Annotated in this window: 19 protein-coding genes and 1 pseudogene; 6 read left to right on the top strand and 14 right to left on the bottom strand. The window is 68.5% G+C overall.

All coding sequences use genetic code 11. The annotated features are described in order from the left end of the window. Positions 1–267: 267 nt before the first annotated feature. Positions 268–978 (bottom strand): SGNH/GDSL hydrolase family protein, encoded by a 711-nt coding sequence (locus ACZ54P_RS12865; protein ID WP_465461689.1) that lies wholly within the window; start codon positions 976–978, stop codon positions 268–270. A 93-nt stretch (positions 979–1,071) separates the two neighbouring features. After that, positions 1,072–1,281, bottom strand: coding sequence for a non-reducing end alpha-L-arabinofuranosidase family hydrolase (locus ACZ54P_RS12860; protein ID WP_465461688.1), 210 nt, complete (start codon positions 1,279–1,281; stop codon positions 1,072–1,074). Between the two features lie 350 nt (positions 1,282–1,631). On the opposite strand from ACZ54P_RS12860, the gene ACZ54P_RS12855 reads away from it, so the two are divergent. The 3 genes from ACZ54P_RS12855 to ACZ54P_RS12845 are packed head-to-tail and all read left to right on the top strand — an operon-like array spanning position 1,632 to position 4,284. Next, complete coding sequence (locus ACZ54P_RS12855) at positions 1,632–2,552, top strand: phosphotransferase (protein WP_465461793.1); 921 nt, start codon at positions 1,632–1,634, stop codon at positions 2,550–2,552. Between the two features lie 44 nt (positions 2,553–2,596). Further along, positions 2,597–3,127 (top strand): MarR family winged helix-turn-helix transcriptional regulator, encoded by a 531-nt coding sequence (locus ACZ54P_RS12850; RefSeq protein WP_465461687.1) that lies wholly within the window; start codon positions 2,597–2,599, stop codon positions 3,125–3,127. Beyond that, positions 3,124–4,284, top strand: coding sequence for a cytochrome P450 (locus ACZ54P_RS12845; protein ID WP_465461686.1), 1,161 nt, complete (start codon positions 3,124–3,126; stop codon positions 4,282–4,284). The genes ACZ54P_RS12850 and ACZ54P_RS12845 overlap by 4 nt, the downstream gene beginning before the upstream one ends. A 223-nt stretch (positions 4,285–4,507) precedes the next feature. Here the strand turns inward: ACZ54P_RS12845 and aztD are convergent, their stop codons facing one another. Genes aztD through aztB form a run of 4 tightly spaced genes read right to left on the bottom strand, consistent with a single transcriptional unit; the run spans position 4,508 to position 8,671 of the window. Further along, positions 4,508–5,683, bottom strand: coding sequence for a zinc metallochaperone AztD (aztD, locus tag ACZ54P_RS12840; protein WP_465461685.1), 1,176 nt, complete (start codon positions 5,681–5,683; stop codon positions 4,508–4,510). Positions 5,684–5,715: 32 nt separating this feature from the next. Next, positions 5,716–6,615 (bottom strand): zinc ABC transporter substrate-binding protein AztC, encoded by a 900-nt coding sequence (aztC, locus tag ACZ54P_RS12835; protein WP_465461684.1) that lies wholly within the window; start codon positions 6,613–6,615, stop codon positions 5,716–5,718. Further along, the gene (locus ACZ54P_RS12830) at positions 6,612–7,823 is read right to left on the bottom strand and encodes a PQQ-binding-like beta-propeller repeat protein (RefSeq protein WP_465461683.1); all 1,212 of its coding nucleotides are present in this window, start codon (positions 7,821–7,823) and stop codon (positions 6,612–6,614) included. Before ACZ54P_RS12830 ends, aztC begins: the two co-directional genes overlap by 4 nt. Next, on the bottom strand, positions 7,820–8,671 hold the full coding sequence (aztB, locus tag ACZ54P_RS12825; RefSeq protein ID WP_465461682.1) for a zinc ABC transporter permease AztB: 852 nt from the start codon (positions 8,669–8,671) through the stop codon (positions 7,820–7,822). Before aztB ends, ACZ54P_RS12830 begins: the two co-directional genes overlap by 4 nt. A gap of 47 nt (positions 8,672–8,718) precedes the next feature. Between aztB and aztA the strand changes: the two genes are divergently transcribed. Then, entirely contained in the window at positions 8,719–9,429 is a 711-nt protein-coding gene (gene aztA / locus ACZ54P_RS12820; RefSeq protein ID WP_465461681.1) for a zinc ABC transporter ATP-binding protein AztA, read from the top strand. 93 nt (positions 9,430–9,522) lie between these two features. Here the strand turns inward: aztA and ACZ54P_RS12815 are convergent, their stop codons facing one another. The 7 genes and pseudogenes from ACZ54P_RS12815 to ACZ54P_RS12785 all read right to left on the bottom strand — a co-directional run bounded on the left by ACZ54P_RS12815 (position 9,523) and on the right by ACZ54P_RS12785 (position 16,625). Next, complete coding sequence (locus ACZ54P_RS12815; RefSeq protein ID WP_465461680.1) at positions 9,523–10,959, bottom strand: MFS transporter; 1,437 nt, start codon at positions 10,957–10,959, stop codon at positions 9,523–9,525. Positions 10,960–11,291: 332 nt separating this feature from the next. Beyond that, positions 11,292–13,547 carry a heavy metal translocating P-type ATPase gene (locus ACZ54P_RS12810; RefSeq protein ID WP_465461679.1) on the bottom strand — a complete coding sequence of 752 codons (2,256 nt, stop codon included), beginning with the start codon at positions 13,545–13,547 and terminating at the stop codon, positions 11,292–11,294. A 30-nt stretch (positions 13,548–13,577) separates the two neighbouring features. Then, entirely contained in the window at positions 13,578–14,549 is a 972-nt protein-coding gene (locus ACZ54P_RS12805) for a hypothetical protein (protein WP_465461678.1), read from the bottom strand. A 54-nt stretch (positions 14,550–14,603) separates the two neighbouring features. Then, entirely contained in the window at positions 14,604–14,810 is a 207-nt protein-coding gene (locus ACZ54P_RS12800; RefSeq protein WP_465461677.1) for a heavy-metal-associated domain-containing protein, read from the bottom strand. Positions 14,811–14,857: 47 nt separating this feature from the next. Further along, positions 14,858–15,061, bottom strand: a pseudogene (locus ACZ54P_RS12795) (metal-sensitive transcriptional regulator); the annotation flags it as partial. A gap of 505 nt (positions 15,062–15,566) precedes the next feature. Next, positions 15,567–16,118, bottom strand: a complete 552-nt coding sequence (locus tag ACZ54P_RS12790) for a cysteine hydrolase family protein (RefSeq protein ID WP_465461676.1) — start codon at positions 16,116–16,118, stop codon at positions 15,567–15,569. Positions 16,119–16,193: 75 nt separating this feature from the next. Beyond that, entirely contained in the window at positions 16,194–16,625 is a 432-nt protein-coding gene (locus ACZ54P_RS12785; RefSeq protein ID WP_465461675.1) for a VOC family protein, read from the bottom strand. Positions 16,626–16,865: 240 nt separating this feature from the next. Between ACZ54P_RS12785 and ACZ54P_RS12780 the strand changes: the two genes are divergently transcribed. Beyond that, positions 16,866–17,468, top strand: coding sequence for a helix-turn-helix domain-containing protein (locus ACZ54P_RS12780; protein WP_465461674.1), 603 nt, complete (start codon positions 16,866–16,868; stop codon positions 17,466–17,468). Between the two features lie 103 nt (positions 17,469–17,571). Beyond that, positions 17,572–17,766 (top strand): ANTAR domain-containing protein, encoded by a 195-nt coding sequence (locus ACZ54P_RS12775; RefSeq protein ID WP_465461673.1) that lies wholly within the window; start codon positions 17,572–17,574, stop codon positions 17,764–17,766. Between the two features lie 99 nt (positions 17,767–17,865). Here the strand turns inward: ACZ54P_RS12775 and ACZ54P_RS12770 are convergent, their stop codons facing one another. Then, positions 17,866–21,279: a hypothetical protein gene (locus ACZ54P_RS12770; RefSeq protein ID WP_465461672.1), complete on the bottom strand. Its 3,414-nt coding sequence runs from the start codon at positions 21,277–21,279 to the stop codon at positions 17,866–17,868. Between the last annotated feature and the right edge of the window lie 41 nt (positions 21,280–21,320).

Here is a 21,320-nt window from a genome sequence, read left to right as displayed (position 1 = left end):
CACGATAGTCCCTGTGACGAACAAATCCGGAGGAGCCCACCCGGGCTTCAGTGTCCACAAAGGACATATTTACACGACTGGATGTCCGATTGATGCCTCTACACCTGATTGTGTACGGGGTCGCGAGGTGATCCTGACCGGGGTGTGGCGAGGTCGCTGCCGCTCATGTCGCGAAAGCCACTTTGGGGACACCACATGTCCCCGAAGTGGCGTTCGCGACACGCCACTTTTGCCCTACCCCTCCGCGACCTTTGCGGAAACACTCACCTAGGAACGGGGATTTCCGATACTTCCCGGGACCGAGCGCAGGGCGTTGTACCAAACCGCGGCCATCTTGTCGTACCCCGTCGCGTTCGGATGGACGCCGTCGGGGAGGTCGGCCGCGGTCAGCGCGCTGTGCATGTTCACCAGGTGCACGCGTTTGCCGGCGTTCACCTTGTCGCGCACGATCCCGGGTAGCGCGTTGTTGAACGCCCGCACGGTGGCGTCGCCGCTCCCCCACCCCAGCGGGATGAGCTGCGCGACGAACACGTCGGCGGTGGGCGCCGTCGACGTGACGTGGTCGATCAAGGTGGACAGCCTGCGCGGCGTGCCCGCGACGTCGTGGTTCTGCAGCACGTCGTTGGTGCCGATGTGCAGCAGCACCGAACGCGGCTTGTGGGTCCGCACCCAGCCGGTGACAGCCGCGTCGATCTGGTCGATGCGCCAGCCGGGATGCCCTTCGTGGTCGTGGTCCCAGAGATTCCCCGGCCCGTTGAACTGCGAGCCGACGAAGTCGTTGGTGTACCGGCCCGCCGCCAGCCGCTGCCACAGCCCGATCCGGTACCCGCCGGGGACCCCGGTCCCGTGGGTGATCGAATCACCGAGGGGCATGATCCGCACGCCTCCGTTCGATTCCGCGTGGCCGACACCGGCCAGACCGGCGACCGCTACCGTCACCGCCGCCGCGACGGCCAGCATCCTTGTCCGTAGTCCCATCGTCGACTCCTGATCAGCAGGTGGAATTCTTTTGGGTGAGCAGGCCGAGCCGTCAGGGCAGGCTGTCGTAGTCGCCGCCCGCCGCGTGTCTGGTCATTGCCGAAGCGCAGCATTTCGCCGCGCCTGACGTCCTTCGTCCATTGCCCGCCGGGGAAAGCCGCATTGAACGCCCCGGCGAAAGGGGTGCTTTCGCCGGCGGCCGTCCGCTCCGATCGCCTCCACCAGCAGCGAATACTGGTTCTGCCCGGCGATCTTGTGGATATTGCTCGCCTCGAACAGGTTGTTCTTGGTCGAATCCTGCATGGAGATCACGGTGTTGGTGAGACCGTGCGGGAAGTTCGTCGCAGCATCGAGATGGCGGCCACGAGGTGCCGGATTCGGGTTCTCGCTACACCTCCCTGCGGGCAGGACACAGTGAACCGGCAGCGGCCGAAACTTTGCCACTGTTAGCGATAACATACGGTGGAAGCGTCAGCTTAATACGACATCCCGCACCCTGACAACGGTCGACGACGGAGACGTCACCCGCGGTGACCTTGATCGTCCACTCTGGACAGATGTCGCCGACATCGTTGACATACCCGCTGACCTGGGAGCGTTCCCATGCGCAGGCCGCTTCCCTCGCGTTCGACGTGCGTGGCACAGTCGTCGCGATGAACTTCGAGGACTTGCCGGACTGGCTCCCCGCCTGGTGCACCGACCAACTCGGGAATGAGCCGGTCCGCGTGCTGTTCGAGGCGCGGTCGATCTCGGCGGTGTTCGGGCTACGGCTGGCCGACGGAACCGATGTCGTGGTGAAAGCGCGAGAGGACGACGGGCGGACCACGTCGTGTGTCGCCGCGCAGGCGGTGTTGGCGGAGCGGGGATTTCCGTGTGCCCGGCCGCTCACGCCCGTGGTCGGCGTCGGCACCCTGGCCGTGCACGCCGAGGAATACCGGCCGGGCGGCGAGCTGCTCCGTGGCGATTCGCCGGAGATCGCCGTGCGTTACGCGGCGGTGTTCGCCCGGCTGATGGCCGACCTGGCCGACGTGACCGTCCCGCCGCCGGTGCCGAACCCACGCTGGGTCCGCTGGGACCACGAGGGTTCCGGGTTGTGGCCGTCGATCGGATTCCTGGACGCACAGGACCAGAGCGCAGTACCCGCATACATCGTCGACACGGCCGAACGGGCCCGCGGGCGACTGCTGGCCGCCGAACTGCCGCGCGTGCTGGGGCACGCCGACTTCGAAGCGCAGAATCTCCACTGGCACGAAGACCGCGTGTGGGCCGTGCACGATTGGGACAGCCTGGCGTGGCAACCGGAGGCAGCGCTGGCCGGAGCGGCGAGCGCGGTCTTTCCCAAGACCGGGCCCGCCACCCTGCCGCCGATCGAAAGTTCCGAAGCCTTCTTGGTGACCTATCAGGACCTTCGAGGGCGGAGGTTCACCGCGGAGGAGCAGGAGATCGCATGGGCGGCCAGCCTGTGGCCGGCTGCCCACGACGTCCGATGGGAAGCACTGTGCCTTGATCCCCCGCGACCCCATGACGTCGTCCGCGCACAGGTGGCCGAACGCCTCCGCCGAGCGAACGCCTAGCCGCCCCTGGCAATTTGCATCGTTATAGATGTATCGTTTCCGATATGAAGGCCAGCGAGCTGTACCTACTCGGCAAGCACTTGATGGAGCTGGCCTCGCGGGGTATGCGCGACGACACGGATCCGGAGACCCCGGAGATCTACGACCTGCTCATCTCGGTGCTCGTCGAAGCTCCGGGCATGTCGATCGGCGAACTGGCCGCGCGCACCGGTTTCGCGCAGAGCCATGTCTCCGCCGCCGTCGCGAAGATGCGGGACGAAGGTGCCGTGGTGACGCGCCCGGATCCGGCGGACCGGCGCCGCACCTTGATCACGCCGGTCGGGGCGCTGATCGAGGCGGTGGCCCACCGGCAGCAGCGTGCTGCCGAGCAGATCATCGCGGAGGCGCTTGCCGAGCTCGATCCGGACACGGCCGCGGTCGCGGACCGGGCTGCGCGGCTCACGCTCGCGGCGGAGGAGTTGTACCGGGTACTGACCGCTCGCGCGCTGGGCGTGACGGGGGATCTCGATCTGATGCCGCTGAACTCGCTGACCGAAAAGGCGGCCGAAAGACCGAAGAGAAGGGGAAAATCATGACTGGGGCGATCGATTACCCGTTCCCGCAGGTGGAGCCGATGCGGTGTCCGGCGGAATTCACCCGGCGGCAGGACGAGGAACCCGTCGGCCGTGTCCGGCTGGCGTCCGGCGAGGACGCCTGGCTCGTCACTCGCCACGCCGACATCCGGACGTTGCTGGCCGATCCGCGGTTCCGGCCATGGGTGCCCGGAACTCCCGTGGACAGTGGCGGCGAAATGCTCTTCACCATGTCGGGGCCCGAACACACACGGTTGCGCCGTATCGCGGCCAAAGCCCTCACCCCTCGCCGGATCGAGTCGCTGCGGCCGCGGGTCGAAGCCGTCGCGGCGGACCTCGCCGCGAAACTGATCGCGCAAGGGCCGCCGGCCGACGCCCTCGACGGATTCGCTATCCCGTTCGCTCTCTCGGTGCTCAACGAACTCCTCGGCGTCCCGCCGTCGGCTCGCGACGATCTGCGGACCTGGACCGACGGAATCGTCGCGGTGTTCACCGCGCCGGACTACGCGGAAATGGCCGAAGCGGCCCAAAACCTGGGTGGCTACCTCGCGGAGCTGGTCCAGGCGAAGCGGAACGCGCCCGGGGACGACCTGCTGACCGGACTCATCGAGGCGCGGGACGACTCCGGTGACGCCTTGCGCCCGGAAGAGGTCACCCACCTCGCCTTCGCGACCATGATCGCCGGATACGTCCCGCCCGCGAACACGCTGGCACAGGCCGTACTGCGGCTGGCAGTCGCACCGGAGCTGCCCCGGGATCCCGACTCGATGCCCGCGCTCGTCGAGGAGCTCCTGCGCCAGGACCAAGGTTCGGCCACGGACCAGGGACGGGTGGCCGCCGAGGACGCCGAGATCGGGGGGATCCCCATCCGCGCCGGTGACTTCGTCCTCGCGCCGCTACGCGCGGGCAACCACGACCCCCGGCGGTTTCCCGAGTCGGAATCGGTCGATCTCGCTCGGGCTCAGGGGCATCTCACCTTCGGGCACGGGCCCCACCACTGCCTGGGCGCGGCCCTGGCCCGGCTGGAACTCCGGACCGGCCTCACCGCGCTGCTGGCCGTCGCGCCGCGCCTGCGGCTGGCCGTACCGTTCGACGAACTCACCTGGCGGCGGATGTTCCTGACCCTGCAGGGGCCCGTCGCCGTCCCGATCGCGTGGTGACCGAGAGGTCGTGAGTGTTTCGGGTCGTTCTGACGATCCCTCCCTTGGGTACCTACTCGTGGCCCGCAGCCTTGTTCGCGTGAAGTACGTGATGGCCTCCTTCCCTACCTTGAGAGTAGGGAAGGAGGCCATCACGGACCGGGCCTGGCATCAACCGCAGCCGGAACCACGTAGGTACCTAAGACCCCCTTGGCTCTAACGATCCGAAACACTCACGACCGCTTTAGTGGGCGAGCACCCCGCTGACCTCGTTCGGCGTTCCGGGCAGCGCGCCGGTCGTGGTCTTCGTGCCGGAGGCGAGATCGACCGCGTGGATCTCCTTCTTGCCCGGATCGGTGACATACGCGGTTCCGCCACGGACGAAGATCGCCGGTCGCGGCCGCTGCCATTCGAGCGGCTCCTGCCAGGAGCCGAGCACCGCGATCTTCTTGGTCACCGCACCGGTCACCGGGTCGATCACGTGGATCTGCCCGTCGGTGCCCAGTACCAGTGCCTCCCCCTGCGGGCCGCGCGCCAGCGACCGGAAGGTGTAGCTGGTCCCGAGTTCGACGTGCTTGAGCGTGGCCTTCTCGGTGTCGATCAGCGACACCCGGGTCGGGCGCTCGAGTTCCGCCGCCTTGTCGACCTTGTAGTCGCCCAAGGTGATCGGCGAGAGGTCCGAACCGGCCTGATTGCCGATGCGGCCGTAGGGGTCCGGGCTGGGAACCTTGGTGATGGCGCCGTCACGATAGATGAGGACGCCGGTCTCGCAGCCGATCACGACGGCTTCGCCCCGCGCGGTGGCTTCGCCGTGTACGCCGGGGCATTGTTCGTTGCGCGCGATCTCTTTCTTGTCCTTGTCCAGCACCATGATGCCGGGCCGGGCGTCCTCGTTGCCGATGGTGGTGACCAATTCGCCACCGGCGAGTTCGACGGCGACGCCGTGATGTGCCTCCGGTGTCTTGTGTTTCGGCGCGGGCGGGGCCGCGGCGCCGAGCGTCTTCGGATCGAACACCGTCACCTCACCGGTCCCGTCCGCGAACAGCACCGTCTTGCCGGCGTGGCGGACGACATGCCCCGGTTTGGCCGCCTTGACCTCGGTGTCGGTCAGCACGGCGCCGACGGCGTCGAGCACGCGGAAGCCGCTGGAAGTCGAGACCAGCAGATGCCGGTCGTTCCCGGCCGGGTTGAGCCGGTTGAAGCCGTCGAGCGGAAGATCCTTGTCCACCTTCAAGGTCTTTCCGTCGAGCAGCAGGATTCCCCCGTCATAGGTGACGGCGACCGGGTCGGTCACGACGGCCGCCGACGGCGGGGTGGCGCCTTGAGCCTGCGGTGCCGGTTCTTCGGCCGCGCAGGCGGCGAGCGCGAGCGTGCTCACCGCCGTCGTCATCAGTGCGGCATATCGGGTGGGGCGTGCCATTCAACTGCACCTTTCTTCTGTGCCAGGTCTTTTCAGGAGCGGGTCAGGCCGGTGGTGATCGACTCGGTGTTGGCGCGCATCATGTCCAGGTAGGTGGCCGCGCCCTGCCCCGGTTCGCTGAGCGATTCGGAGAACAGCGAGCGCACCGCCACCTGCAGGCCTGCCTGCTCGGCCAGCACCCGGGCGAGCCGGTCGGGCTGGGAGGAATCCGCGAAGATGACCGGCACCCCCGTCGAACGCACGGTGTCGGCCAGTGCCTTCAGGTCCGAAGAGCTGGGAGAGGCGAGTGTCGTTCCGCCGGGGATCACGGCGCCGACCACCTCGAACCCGTAACGCTGGGCGAGGTAACCGAAGACATGGTGGTTGGTGACCAGTTTCCGGCGCTCGGCCGGAATGCTCCCGAACTTCTGGGTCATCGTGGCGTCGAGCGCCTCGATCTCGCCGCGGTAGCGGTCGGCATTGGCCCGGATCACTTTTTCGTCCACACCGGCGACACGGGCGACGATCTCGTCGGCGATCACCTTCACCGCGTCGCGCACCCGGCCCGGGTCGGTCCAGAAATGCGGATCCTTGGTACCGCCCGCGTAGTCGATCGGGTTCGTCCGCTCTCCCACGGGAAGGGCCGCCACGCCGTTTTCCTCGGCGGTGCGCACCGTGCGCAGCATGCCTTCTTCGAGGCCGAGTCCATTGTAGACGATCAGCCCGGCGCGTTCGACCTGCGCGGCTTGTTGCGCGGAGATGCCGAACGAGTGCGGGTCGGCGTTCGGTTTCATCAGCACGGTCACCTCGGCCTGATCCCCCACGATGTTGCGGGTGAGGTCGCCGAGGATGTTCGTGGTGACGACGACGGAGTTCCGGCCCTCGCCGCTCGCGGAACACCCGGCGACCGCCAGTAGCACCGCGGCGACCACGGCGAGCATCCGCCGGCTCATCGGCCGGTCTCCACGATGTGACCGGCCTTGCCGTCGACCTTCAGCGTCCGGGCGCGACGCAGGTTGTCGTTGTAGTCGATCTCGTACACCTCTCCGGAAAGCGGGTTGTTGACGTAGGCGCGCGTCGTGTCGACCTGAATGGAGGGCGCCGTGGCCGCGGCCGCTTCGGGTGACAGCAACGGGGTCCGGGTCTGCTCCTTCCCCGTGGCTCCGTCGTAGGCGCGCAGGCTTCCATCCCGGGCCAGCACCAGAAGGGGGCCGCCCTCCCCCACCGCGTTCACCGCGGCGACCGGCCCGGTCTCGAGGTATCGCCAGGCCCGGCGACCGACGTCCAGCGACCACACGGCGCCGTCCCCGGATTTGGCCACGAGCGTGGTACCGCCCGGCCGATGGAAGAAAGCGGTGGCTCGCTCAGGCGTGGCGGCTTCCGCCGGGTACGGGATCTTCTCGCCGGTGAAGGCGCCGTCCTTCTCCGTGACCAGCAGCGCACCGTCCGCGCAGCCGAAGACGACACCTCGCCGGGTCACCGCCTGCCCCTGGAGTTCCGGACACGGCGGATCGAGCTCCGCCACCGCTTTCCCTTGCCGGTCATGGACCCACACCCGGTGCGCGTACGGCTTACCGGGATCCGCCACCGAAGCCAGGACGTGCTTGCCGTAGGGCACCGCGATGCCGGCGTGTGGCTCGCGCACGATCCTGGCCAGTTCGGCCACGGAACCCTTGTCGAGCGCGGCCCGGTCGAGGACAGTCGCCGAACCGTCCGAAAAGGACACTACGGAGACCACTGGATCGCTGTACGCGGCCAGTGGTTGTTTTCCCGGCGCCAGGCCGACTTCCCGGGGTTTCGCGCGGTAGTAGTGCACGTGGTCGCCGTGGTCGACCATCCAAGCCCCGCTGTCGATCACGCGGACCGAAGCGTCACCGCCGGTCAGATAGCCGAAACGCCCGTCGCCGATCAGGCCGCGCACCCCTTCGACGCGGCCGGCTTCGTGCACCTCCTCGGTGATCAGGTCCACCACGCGCACGGCGCCCGAAGCGGGATCCGCGACGATCAGCCGCGACTGCGCCTCGGCGGCTTCCTCGGCGCCTTCGACATAGCCGTGCGGGACCTCCGCGGCGGTGTCTTGCGACGGCTCCCCGCCACAGGCCGCCAGAATCACCGTCGTAACCACGAGAACGACCGCCGCCCGGCTTTTCTTGAGTCTCATCGTGAACGCTCGATCTCCAGTGTCAGGGAACGGAAGTGCTGTCGCACGAAGGAAAAGGCCGCGGAGAGGAAGAACAACAGGACCGCGCCGGCGGCGATGGTCGCGCCGGCCGCGGTACCCCAGTGCCAGGACACGAGCAGACCGCCGACGGTGGCCGCGACCCCCAGCAGCGCCGCGACGAGCATGATCGTGGTGATCCGCCGCGACCAGAAGAGCGCCGCCGCCGCGGGGGCGATGAGCAGGCCGAACACCAGCAGTGTCCCCACCACGCGGAACGAAGCGACGATCGTCAGCGTGACCAGTGCCAGCAGCACGGCGTTGGCCAGGCGCGGACGCAGGCCGAGGGTGTGGGCCTTGCGGACGTCGAAGGTGAGCGCGGTGAAGGACCGGTGTCCCAGCAACGCCACCACCGCCACGACGACCAGCGTGATCCCCAGGCCCACCAGATCGGCGGAGCCGACAGCGAGCACGTCACCGAAGAGGAATCCGGTGAGATCGACGGCGAACGACCGTGAATGCGAGACGATGATCACGCCGCTCGCGAGCATGCCGACGAAGAGAAGCCCGATGGTGGTGTCCTCCGACAGCCGCCGCGAGCGACCGAGTGCCGTGACGCCGAGCGCCATCACCCCGGCACTGACCGCAGCGCCGATCAGCAGGTTCACGCCGGTCAGGGACGCGATCGCCACGCCGGGCAACATGCCGTGCGACATGGCGTCGCCGATGAAGGCCATCCCCCGCAACACCACCCAGGTGCCCACGACCGCGCACACCACCGATACGAGCACGCCCGCCACCAGCGCTCGCTGCACGAAGGACACCTCGAAGGGGACCAGTAACCACTCCACGCGAACCACTATAATGGCAATGATTGTCATTATCTGAATGAGGTGGGATGAACTCGGACACAACGGCCCTCACGCTCGACGGCGTACACGCGCACTACGGCCACCGGGAAGTGCTGTGCGGCGTCACCGCCGAAGTGCCGCACGGGCGTCTCACCGCGGTCGTCGGTGCGAACGGGGCAGGCAAGTCGTCGCTGCTCAACCTCGTCGCCGGGGTGCTGTCACCGACCGCCGGTTCCTGCACCCGCCGGGATCCCCGCCGCGTCGCCTACGTGACCCAGCAGAGCGAGGTGTCCTCATCGCTCCCGATCACCGTGCGCGCCACCGTCACCATGGGCCGCTGGGCGCACCGCGGTCCGTGGCGACGACTGTCCACCATGGACCGTGACATCGTCGAGGAATGCATGGCACGGCTCGACATCACCTCGATCGCGCACCGGATGCTCGGCACGCTGTCCGGTGGCCAACGTCAGCGGGCGCTGGTGGCGCAAGGGCTGGCACAGCAAGCCGGACTGCTGCTGCTCGACGAACCGTCGTCCGGCCTGGATCTGCACGCCCGGACCCTGATCGACGAGGCACTGCGAGCCGCCCTCGCCGAGGGGACGACGATCCTGCGCGTCACCCACGATCTCGCGGTCGCACGCCGGGCGGATCACTGTTTGCTGCTGCGGGACGGTCACCTAGTCGCCGCGGGTCCGCCGAGTTCGGTACTGACTTCCGGTCAGGTGGCGGAGGCCTGGGGCATCCCGTTGACCGACTGAGATCCGGCCTCCGGTGGACATAAGTCCGTGAAGGCCTCCTTCCCTACGGTGAGGGTAGCGAAGGAGGCCTTCACGGACCACTGGTACAGCCGGTCATCGCAGCACCGCCGGGTCACCTCCGGCGACTTCGCCGGGCACGGGCGCCGGCTCGCGCAAGGTGGCCATGGCCAGGAAACCACCGGCGATCGCGATTCCGGCGGCACCGAGGAACGCCGCCGAGTACCCGCTGGTCAACGCCACGGGGTCACCGATCCGCCCCGCGCCGAAGGACACGCCGACTGCGGTCATCGCGGCGAGGCCGAGTGCCGAACCGATCTGGTACGAGGTGTTCACGATCCCCGACGCGAGCCCGCCCTCCTCCGGTTTCGCGCTGGAGATGGCGATGCCGAGCGAGGGGATGAACGCGAGCGCCTGTCCGAGTGCGGCGACCAGCGAAGCGGGCAGCACGTCGACGACGAAGTTGCCGGTCGGGCTGACGAACGACAGCCACACCAGTCCCGCCGCGAGCGCCCACAATCCGCCGATGATCATCTTCTTCGTCCCGAACCGGCCGATCAACCGCGGTGCGACGGCGACCATCAGCACGACGATCAGCACGGTCATCGGCAGGAGCGCGGCCCCACTGGCGAACGCCCCGTACCCCAGGACCTGCTGGAGATACAGGTTGAGGAAGTACCACATCGGGATCCACGCCGCGCCGAGCAGGAACTGCGCGAGGTTCGCGCCGCCGAGGTTCGGTGTCCGGAAGATTCCCAGCCGCACCAACGGTACCGCGCGCGCCCGCTGGATCACCACGAACACCGCGAGCAGCGCGAGACCACCGGCCAACGCGCCCCACGTACCCGCCGAAGCCCAGCCGGCCTCCGGTGCGCGGACGACGCCGAACACGGTCAAGGCCAGGCCCACGGTCGCCACGACGGCGCCGGCGAGGTCGACCGAACCACGCCGGGCGAGCGCGGAAGGCATCAGCTTTCCGGTCGCCAGGATGGCGATCAGCGAAATCGGGACGTAGAGCCAGAAGATCCACGGCCAGGACAGCCACTCGGTGATCACGCCGCCGAGGAAGACCCCGGCGGTCCCACCGGCGGGGGCGGCCGCGCCGTAGAGCGCGAGTGCCTTGGTCAGCTCACGAGGGCGTGCGGCGAACAGCATCATCAGCAGGGTCAGCGCGGACGGCGCGATCAGTGCCGCGCCCGCGCCTTGCAGCACCCGGCCGAGAAGTTCGACCCACGCGGTGCTCGCGACCGCGGCGACGACGGAACCACCGAGGGTGACGACCCAGCCGGCGGTGAACATCTTCCGCGCTCCGAACAGGTCCGAGAGGCGGCCGCCGAGCAGCAGCAACCCTGCCAGCGCGATGACGTAGGCGTTGAACACCCACGAGAGGGCTCCCGGGGAGAAGCCGAGGTCTTGCTGCATCACGGGTAGCGCGACGCCGATGATCGAGGTGTCCATGATGATCATGAACTGGGCCAATGCGATGAGACCCAGCGCCCACCACCGTCGTGGGTCCGGGGTTGTCTCGGCCATGGTTACCATCCTTCCTGGATTCATACCCCTACGGGGTATCTGATGAACCTGAACATAGGCTCGATCCAGTTCGGAACGCAAGTACCCCTGGGGGGTAATTGGGTCGCCATGGTCACATGGTTCTTCTTTGGCAAAATCCTTGTGGCGCAACACCTGAGCCGTAGAACATGGAGATCGTCGACAACGCTGTGATGGTCGTCGTCCCGGGCGCGATGGAGGCCGGGCTCGACAGCACACGCGGTCGTGCACGCCTACCACCACTGACCAGCTCGATCCACGCACGAAAGCGCTCGCGCGTCACCGGCCAGGTGTCGCGCGAGCGCTTTCGACGGTCAGCTCGCCGTACCGCGGAATCCCTTGAGGCGCAGGCTGTTCGTAACCACGAAGACCGAGCTGAAGGCCATCGCGGCACCGGCGATCATCGGGTTGAGCAGCCCCGCCGCGGCCAGTGGCAGCGCCGCGACGTTGTAGGCGAAGGCCCAGAACAGGTTGCCCTTGATGGTGCGCAGCGTCCGCCGGGAGAGCCGGATCGCGTCCACCGCCGCCCGCAGATCCCCGCGGACGAGGGTGAGATCCGACGCCTCGATGGCGACATCCGTACCGGTACCCATCGCCAGGCCGAGGTCGGCCTGTGCCAGCGCGGCCGCGTCGTTGACGCCGTCACCGACCATCGCGACCACCTTGCCTTCCCCCTGCAGCCGCCTGACCACGTCGACCTTGTCCTTGGGCAGGACCTCCGCGATCACCTCGGTGATCCCCACCTCCGCCGCCACCGCGCGGGCCACGGCCTCGTTGTCGCCGGTGAGCAGGATCGGGGTCAGCCCGAGCGCCCGCAGCCGCGTGATGGCCTCGGCGGAGGTCGGCTTGACCGTGTCGGCGACGACGAGGACGGCGCGGGCCTTCCCGTCCCAGCCGACGACGACCGCGGTGCGACCCTCTTTCTCCTCGTCCGCCTTCGCCTCGGCGAGCTCCTCCGGCAGGCGATGCGCCCACTCTTCCAGCAGGGCGCCGCGCCCGGCCAGTACCGCCTTGCCGTCGACGATCCCTTGCACACCAAGGCCTTCGACGTTGGTGAAGCCCTCGACGGCCGGCAGCTCACCCACCCGCTCGCGTGCCGAGCGGGCGATGGCCCGCGCGATCGGATGCTCGGACGCGTCTTCCAGCGCGCCGGCCAGTCGCAGGGTCTCCTCGGTGTCGACACCGTCGGCGACGTGCACGGCCACCAGCGACATCTGCCCCGTGGTCACGGTGCCAGTCTTGTCGAGGACGACCGTGTCCACGGCCCGCGTCGATTCCAGCACCTCCGGCCCCTTGATCAGGATTCCGAGCTGCGCGCCGCGGCCGGTGCCGACGAGCAACGCCGTCGGCGTCGCCAGGCCCAGCGCGCACGGGCAGGCGATGATCAGGACGGCGACCGCCGCGGTGAACGCCGCCGCGACCGAGCCGCCCGCCCCGAGCCAGAACATCAGCGTGCCGACCGAAAGCGCGATCACGACCGGCACGAACACCGCCGACACCCGGTCCGCCAACCGCTGGACCTGCGCCTTTCCGGTCTGGGCGTCCTCCACCAGCTTCGCCATCTGCGCCAGCTGCGTGTCCGCGCCGACCCGCGTCGCACGGACGACGAGCCGCCCGCCCGCGTTGACCGTCGCACCGACCACCGCGTCCCCGGGGCCGACCTCGACCGGCACGCTCTCCCCGGTCAGCATGCTCGCGTCGACGGCGGAACCGCCTTCGGTGATGACGCCGTCGGTGGCGATCTTCTCGCCCGGCCGGACCACGAACTCGTCCCCCGCGACCAGCCGATCGACCGGGATACGCTCCTCCTTGCCGTTCCGGAGGACCGCGACGTCCTTCGCGCCCAGCTCCAGCAAGGCCCGCAACGCCGCGCCCGCCCGCCGCTTGGAGCGGGCCTCGAAATAGCGTCCGGCGAGGATGAACGTCGTGACACCGGCGGCGACCTCGAGGTAGATGTTGCCGTCACCGGCCATCCGCTGCACGGTCAGTTCGAAGGGATGCGTCATCCCCGGCGTCCCGGCGGTGCCGAACAGCAGGGCGTACAACGACCACAGGAACGCCGCCAGCGTGCCCATCGAGATCAGGGTGTCCATGGTGGCCGCGCCGTGGCGCAGATTCGCCAACGCCGCCTTGTGGAACGGCCACGCCGCCCACACCAGCACCGGCGCCGCGAGCGTCAGCGAAATCCACTGCCAGTAGGTGAACTGCAACGCGGGCACCATCGCCAGCAGGATCACCGGCACCGACAGCACCGCCGATCCGATCAGCCGCTGCCGCAACGGCGCGATCGGATCGGCCTCCTCACGAGGCTCGCCGGGGCCGGCGCTCTTCGCCGGCGCTGGTACGGCTGCCGAGTAGCCTGCCGCCTCCACCTGCTCGATCAGCCGCTGGGGTTCGATACCGGCCGGATAGGTGACCTTGGCCTTCTCGGTGGCGTAGTTGACGGTCGCGGTCACCCCGTCGAGTTTGTTCAGCTTCTTCTCGATGCGCATCGCGCAGGACGCGCAGGTCATCCCGGTGATCGCGAGTTCGACTTCGGTCGTCCGCGCCTGGTCGACATCGGCTGTCATCGTGCTCCCTCCTTTTCCGACTCTCGCGCCTCAGCCGTGTCCGCCGTGCCCGCCATGCCCCGGGTCTTCCGCCGGAGGCTGGGTCCGGCCGGGTGCCGAAGAAGCGGCGGGGGTACCTGTGGTGGCGACGGTGAACTCCGCGGTGCGAACCTTCCCCTGGTGCTGGAAGTCCAGGAACAGCCGGTAGATGCCGTCTGACGGGACTTCGGCGAAGAAGGTGATGCCGGGTCCGGGTGCGGTGCGGCCGTCACCGGGCGCACCGTCGGGGTGAACGTGCAGGTAGGCGAGATCGCCGCCGCGCAGGGCCACCAAATGCCCGTAGGCTCCGAGGTAGGGCTGCAAGTCGGTCACGGCGCGGCCGTCCTTGGTCACCGTCAAGGTCACCTTCGACGACCGGCCCGGCGTCAGGTCACCGTCGAGGCGGACCTGGTAGCCGTCGACGTTCGCGACACGCGACGGCTGGTATTCCGCCGGTTGGAAATCCCCGGCCGCGGCGACGTCGGCACCCAGCGTGGTGGCTGTGCCGCCCGACGGTTTGAAGTCGGCGAAGACGCGGTAGGAACCCGCTTCCGGCAACGCGAGCGGCACCGTCCACGTGCCGTCCGCCCCCAGTTCGGGATGCACGTGCTGGAAGCCGGCGGTGTCGCGGCGGACGACGATGAGGTGCATCCGCTTCTCGTGTTCGACGTCGTAGGCCGTGATCGGCGCCCCGTCGGGGCCGAGAATTCGGAAGGAGAAGGGCTGGGTCGTCCCCGGCGTGAGCGTCGTGGTGGTGGGCGTGAGGGTGTAGCCGCCCCTGGACGACGCGAGCCCGCCGGGCTCGTCGGTCCGCGCTGCCTCCGCGACAGTGCCGCTGTGAGCGTCCCCGTGTCCGGCGTCCTCGCCACCGGGCAGGCCGGCGGCGCCGGCGAAGGGACCGACAGCGCTACCGGCGGCCCAGGCGCCACCGGCGACCAGGGCGAGCGCCGCACCGTAGGCGGAGAGCTTCGCTGCTGTGTTCATCGTGAAGTCCTTAGTACGGGCCGTGTGCCCGCGGTCATGGAGCCGTCCCGCGAATCAGGCGGTCAGCTCGTATCCGGCTTCTTCGACGGCCGCGCGCACGTCGGCGACCTCGGGTTCCTGGGAGCTGACGACGGTCACCGCGCCGGTCGGCAGGTCGACACGAACGTCCGTGACGCCGTCGATCTTCCCGACCTCTTCGGTGACCGAGCTGACGCAGTGGCCGCAGGTCATGCCGGTGACGGTGTAGGTGGTCTCGCTCATCGTGGTTCTCCTCCGGCTTTCTCGGGGTGCTTCAGGAACGGACGAGGCTGGCAGATGGCGTCGGATACGCAGTGCTTGAGGTATTCGTCCATCAGCCCCAGCGAAACCGACTGCAACGCCTTGGTGGCGGCGGAGACCTGCTTAAGGATGTCGATGCAGTACTCGCCCTCGTCGACCATCCGCTGCAGGCCCCGGATCTGCCCTTCGATCCGCCGCAGCCTGGTCAGGTATTCCTCTTGTCTTGCGCTTATCCGTGCATCTCCGACCTCCTGACATCGACTCTATATACCCCATGGGGGTAAGGCAATGGAGATACCCCCGTGACGTATGCCACGGCGCGAGGTGCACCCCTGAACCAGCAGACAATGGGCTGGGTGACGTGGCGCCGCACTCGCGTGCTCAGAGACGAGTCTCGCGTGCTTGGAGGCGGGACACGCGAGTGCGGAAGCCTGGCACGCGAGTCCCGTGTCTGAGCACGCGAGTTACGCCGACGAACAGGCCGCCCACAAGCACGACACGTTCGGCCTTCTTCTCAATAACCCCAAGAAGGACCTTTGTGGACAGTCGAAAGGAACCTATTGAGAGGTAAGGCAAAAGCGGCGTGCCCTGAAGGACCCCTTTGAGACATTCAAGGTCTCAAAGGGGTCCTTCAGGGCATCAGGCTTTCACGACATGAGCAACGGGCGTCGGCTTCGAGGAAACGCGCACCGCGGGGTGCCGTCCGCGACGACTTCGACTTACCCCGCATTCAGAGGACTAAATGCGGCTCGGCCACTCGGCGCAGGAGGCGACCTCGAACCCCCGGCTGGGGAAGACGGCGTCCATGAAGAAGTCGTGCATCGCCGGATCGCCGTCGGCGCAACCATCGCGAAGCACGGTCACGTGGTAGCCACGGTCCGCCGCGTCATAGCAGGTCGCGGCCACCATCGCGCTGGTCGCGACCCCGGCGATCGCAACGGTGTCGACGCCGCCCGCCCGGAGCACCAAGTCGAGGTCCGTACCGGCGAAAGCACTGGCACGGCGTTTCAGCACGACGACGTCCTCGTCGGCGACCGGCAACGCGATCTCGGTTCCGGCGGAACCCTCATGGAAGGTGTCCCCGGCCTCGAAGAACGTCCTGACCATCGTGTCGCCCGGCGGCAGATCGGCACCGTTCCCCCGCATCGCGAAGTGCACGAACACGACGCGAGCACCGGCCGCGCGAGCACGCGGGAGAAGTTCGGTAACCGGTGCCAGAACCTGCCTGGCGAACGGATAGTCGCCCGTGATGCCTTGCTGGAGGTCACCGATGATCAGCGCGGTGGTCATGACGGGCTTCCTTCCGGCAGACAAGGGTGCTCAGCGGAAGCTATCAGCCGCGACGGCCACCGGGGAGCCGCTACCTCAAGCGACGAAGACGCAGAACGGGTGCCCGGCCGGATCCGCGTACACCCGCAGCGGTTCCTCCGGGTCGTCGCTGCGGTCGAGCAAGAGCCGCCCACCCAGTTCGAGGACGCGGTCATGCTGTTTGTCGAGTTCCTCCACCGAGTCCACGGTCAGGTCGAGGTGCGCCTGCTGGGGCACCGGATCGGGGTCTGGCCAGCTCGCTTTGGGCAGCCGATCGACCTGCTGGAAGGCGAGTTGTACGCCACCTGCCGGATCCCTCAGTACCAGCCAGTCTCCGCCGCGCTCGTCTTCGGCTCCGGGCCCGGGTGGTTCGTCACCGGGACGGTAGGCCCACACCAGCAGGCGCCGGTAGAACTCGGCAAGAGCACGGGCGTCGGTGCAGTCCAGCACCACCTGACGCAACACCGGGCCCCTCTGCGGCTCGACCACGCCGATCACCTCCGGTTCATTCGCCCCCTCATGCGGTACCCGCAGTGAACCGCAGATCACCGACGCTCGCAGATCACTTGACCGGCGCGGCCCGTCCTCTACGCTCGGAGGCTGCGATCTCCTGACCATCGACGCCGACGGCAAGATCGTCGACTTCAAGGGGATGGTCCGGCCGCCACCCCTTTAGGCAATCGACCAAAGGCCTTTGCGAAAAGCGCAAAACGCGGGCATGGTGCCGGTATGAGCGATGACGTCGATGCGGTGCTGGCCGCGGTCGGGCCCCGGTTACGCGTGTTGCGCCGCCGCCGCGACATCACCTTGACCGCGCTCTCGGAGACCACCGGCATCCCGATCAGCACACTGTCCCGGCTGGAGTCCGGCCAACGCAAACCGGGTCTGGAGCTTCTGCTCCCTCTGGCGCGCGCCTTCCAGGTACCGGTCGATGAGCTCATCGGTGCTCCGGCCGCCTTCGACCCCCGCGTTCATCTGCAGCCGTTCACCCGGAACGGCATGACCGTCGTGCCGTTGACGCGCAACCCCGGCGGACTGCAGGCGTTCAAACAGATCCTGCCCGTCGGCCTGACCGACGGTCGCGAACCCGACCCTCGCTCGCACGAGGGCTACCACTGGCTGTACGTCCTGCGCGGGCGTCTGCGCATCGTGCTCGGCGACAAGGACTTCATCCTCACCGAGGGCGAAGTCGCCGAATTCGACACCCATCTCCCCCACTGGTTCGGCAACGCCGACGAGCACTTGGTGGAATTCCTCAGCATCCTCGGACCACAGGGCGAGCGGGTCCACATCAAGGCACGCTATCGCCCCGACGATCCGGCTTCGCAGTGAATCCGTCACCGGATTGGGCCGATCGGGGCGGAACCGTCACCCGTCCTGGTCGGTATGCCGCGTGCGGGTTTCCGGGCGGGTGAGAGTGCGCGATCCTCGGTCGGTGACGACCAACGAGAACATCGGCGACGCGCGCTGGCGTGCCTCTCTGTGGCGTGAGATGGCGACGATCGAGCGGGCCAAGGGCGCGCTCATGGAACGTCACGAGGTCGACAGCCGCGCCGCCGCGGCACTGCTGGCGTTGTGCGCCGAACAGGACGGGATCGAGATCTCCGAGGCTGCCCAACGGCTGAGCTGAGCCAAAGTGTTCACGGACACTCGGCGGACCAGGGCGTTCAGCCTATGAGGCGCTCCGTGCGGAGGAGCTGTTCGGCTCCTCCACACGGCTGCTCGACCGCTATCCGCGCCGTGCCAGACCGTCGGCATGCTCGCGCAGGAGCGCGGCGACCCGCGGCCAGCCGACATTGATCCGCCGGGCCCAGCCGCGATGGCGCAGGACGAGGTCCGGCGAGTCACCGTCCTGGACGGTCATGCCGATGGCGAAGCCTTCCCGGAGATGCCCGCCGTCGGCGACGTCCAGGACGTCACGGACGGGCTCCGGCGGCCAGCCTCCGTCCGGGCGGGCGAAACCGCTCGCCAGCACGGTGCCGATCGCCCGGTCACCGGACTCGGCCCGGCCACGCTCGGCGAACTCCGCGCGGGCTCGGGAAACCCAGGCCTTGAGCGCGGCACCGTCGAGACCGGAATCGGTACCGCCCGGTATGGTGCGCGTCGCGAAGATCGCGAACCACGCGTTAACCAGCTCGACGCACGGGGAATCGTCGTCGACGGGATGAATCCGGGTGTAGAGATCGACGAACGCGACGGGGTTATCGGTGAGAATCCGCTGGAGGCTCCGGGGTTTCCGGTGGTGCTTGAGTGCCGCGTGATACCGCAGCTCCAACCGCGCGACCGCGACGTCCGAACCACCGGCCTCCACCAGGTGGTCCAGCAGCGGCCCCACCCGCGTGACGGCCTTGCGGTCGGGTGGCTCGATGCCGTCGGCTGACGCCTGGAGCAGCACGTCTTCGACCAGGGACGCCGACGGGGACAGCGGTTCGGCCGCCCGTATGCCCAGCGTGAGGGCCTCGACCGCGGCCCATGGCCGACGCCGCGCGAGGTGCGTGACGAAGGACGACTCCTGGCCTTCCGGGAGCGGCCAGGGGCCGACGCGAGCCCAGTATTTCTCGTGAATCGCGTCATCGGCGGAGTCGAGGAGCGCCAGCGCGTGTTCTGCGGGCAGTGCCAGGAGGTAATCGACCAGCCTGTCCTGTCCTTTGAGCTGGGTCTCGACTTCCTCCCACCACTCTTCACCTCGCGACCGTGCCAGTTCGCCCGTCCAGCCGGCTGCCCATTCCTCGCGGCCCAGTACCGCGAGTGCGTCTTCCTGGATGTCGTCCCCGGCCACCTCGGCCGCGATGGCTCCGACCAGCCGGGGCTGGGCGCTCTCCGCGGCGAGGGCACTCAACCCCGCGACACCGTGTTCGCGCAGAACACCGCCGACGGCGTCGTGGCGTAGACGGCCGATCTCGGCTTCGCGTGCTTCCTGATCGAGGGAGTCGCCACCCTCCAGGTACGGATGAGCGCCGAACAGCAGGACATGCCGCCGCGGGTTCACTGTGGGCTCGATCATTTCGGCGCAGGATTCCAGCCACTGCACCAAATCTTCCGAGAGCGCCCACTCGGAACCGGCGTAGTGCCGGTGCTCGGCGGTCAATCCGGTGAGGAGGTTCCACAGGCGGAGGCGTTCGTCCGCCGAGAGCCGGTCGACATCCAGCCTCGTGAGGTCTTCCACGACGCGGTCCCACCGCGCGATGCTCATCTCGGGCCGATGCTCGAAGAACTCGCACCACCGCCCAGGCTTTTCCGCCAGCGCGCCCAACGCCCAAGTGACCAGCTCATCCTGGAACGCGGACACGTCAGGGACGGAGGCCGGCGGTACCGGCGCAGTCCATTCGAGACGGACCGCGGGCCGTCGGGGACTCGCTAGAAGATGCCCTCGCGGACCGCCTAGCAACGCGAGGACCAGCCGCCAGCCGGTTTCCGGGGTCCGGCGGCCGATCGCCTTGACGAGATCCGTCCGCTGTCCGCCGGGCAGGTCGAGGTACGGATACCACGGCTGCACGAGAGTGATCAGCGATTCGAGCGGCTGGTCGCCCGTACCTCTGCCCGGCCGCGCCAGCTCGGCCAGCAGCGAGACGACCATCGGCAAGGCGTCCTCGGACCAGCAGACCGTTTCCAACGCCGCCGTGAGACCGTCGGACGAGCCGTTCAGCGGAGAGGAATCGCTGGTCAGTGCGCGATCGACGGCGCCGAGGAACTCATGCGGAGCCGCTTCGGCGAGCAAGGGGAGCACATCGGCGAGCGAGTGCCAGAGCAGACCGTCCGCGTCGTCGTTGGCCCGGCCGAGCAGTTCCCGGACGAGACGTGCGGCATGTTCGGCGCACGGGACGCCGTCGGACAGCGTGGCCTCCCCCTCGGCCGCCAGCAGTGCCGCGCTCCGGGCCAGCCCGTGCCTCAACTCCGCCGACCAGGTCCGACCGGGTTCCCGCTCCGCGAGCACCTTGACGGCCTCCTCGTGCCAGCGCTGCAGGTCCTGCGCGCTGAGCCGACCGCGAAGGAGAATCCAGGCATCGTAAGGATCCGCCAGCCGCAGCCGGTCACCGGACCGAGCGAGCAAGGGGTCGTCGCCTGCTTCGGCCCTGGCGAAGAAGCGCTCCAGCTCGTCGATCTCCCGTCCGGCGATCGCGGCGATCTCGTCCAGATCGTGCCGCGAGCCCGCCGACCACCGGCCGATCAGCAGGAGCGGCGCGGCGAGATCGCGCTCCAGAGGGTTCACCCACTTCGGGAGAGCACCGGTGACGCCGAGCCGTCGGCGCAGGCTGCCGACGCTCCGGAGGGCCAGGTCCGCGTAGGTGTTCGCGTCGGCGGGCGGAACACCCGCCGCAGCGAAGGCCTCGGTGGCTTTGTCGCGAGGGATCGACGGCAGCACCAAGACATCCGCACCGCTCCGGTCCGGCGTGCTCCGCACCACGACGACATGGCCTTCACCGGCGTCGCCCACCTCGATCGAGGGGCCGTCCACCACCGCGACGAACGGAGTGGCCAGTTTCCGGCAATGACGCCAGCCTTCCTGGCTCGACACCCGCACCGCGCGCACCTCGGGCCGGTGCGCCGCCAACGCGGTCGCCACGAACGCGGCGGCTTCGGTACGGCTCCCGGCGTACACGGGAAGGACGGACGGCGCGGCGTCCAGCCACGCGCACAACCGGTCCACCTCCCGGTCCCGGCCGAGCACCGGGAGGTGGACCGGCAGCAGGGGACGCGTCTCGTCCCGCCAGGAATCGAGCCACTCCGGCAGTTCTTCGAGGCCGTTGACCACCCCGATCCCCAACTCCGGGTCGATCCGGATCAGTTCGGTGATCAAGCTCGCGATGTCCTGCTCCATCGTGCGGTGACCGAGCCGCCGGTGCCGCAGCCGCGCAAACCCGGCGAACGCGGCAGGCAGCTCGCTTTCCGCGGGCATGACGGCGTCGCCGATGAGCAGCGGGACGACCTTCTTCCCGAGCCTCAGCGCGTCGGCGATCTCCTGCCGGACCTCGTCGTCGAGGTCGTCGAGCCCCTCGACGCCAAGGGGCACCACAAGAACGGACGCGGCATCGCCCGACCGGAGAACCCGGTCCTTTCCGAAGATATGACTCAAACTCCGGTCGAGACCCCACGTGCGGTCTTGACCGTCACCGTGCCGGACGGTGATGAAGATTCCTGCCATGGTGCGAAATCCTTTCCAGCGAGCACAGTTGTTGTCGAGGC

It is taken from the genome of Amycolatopsis sp. NPDC034160 (genome assembly GCF_055575355.1).
The sequence above is the reverse complement of the archived record's forward strand: the minus strand, read 5'-3'. Positions and strand labels throughout refer to the sequence as shown.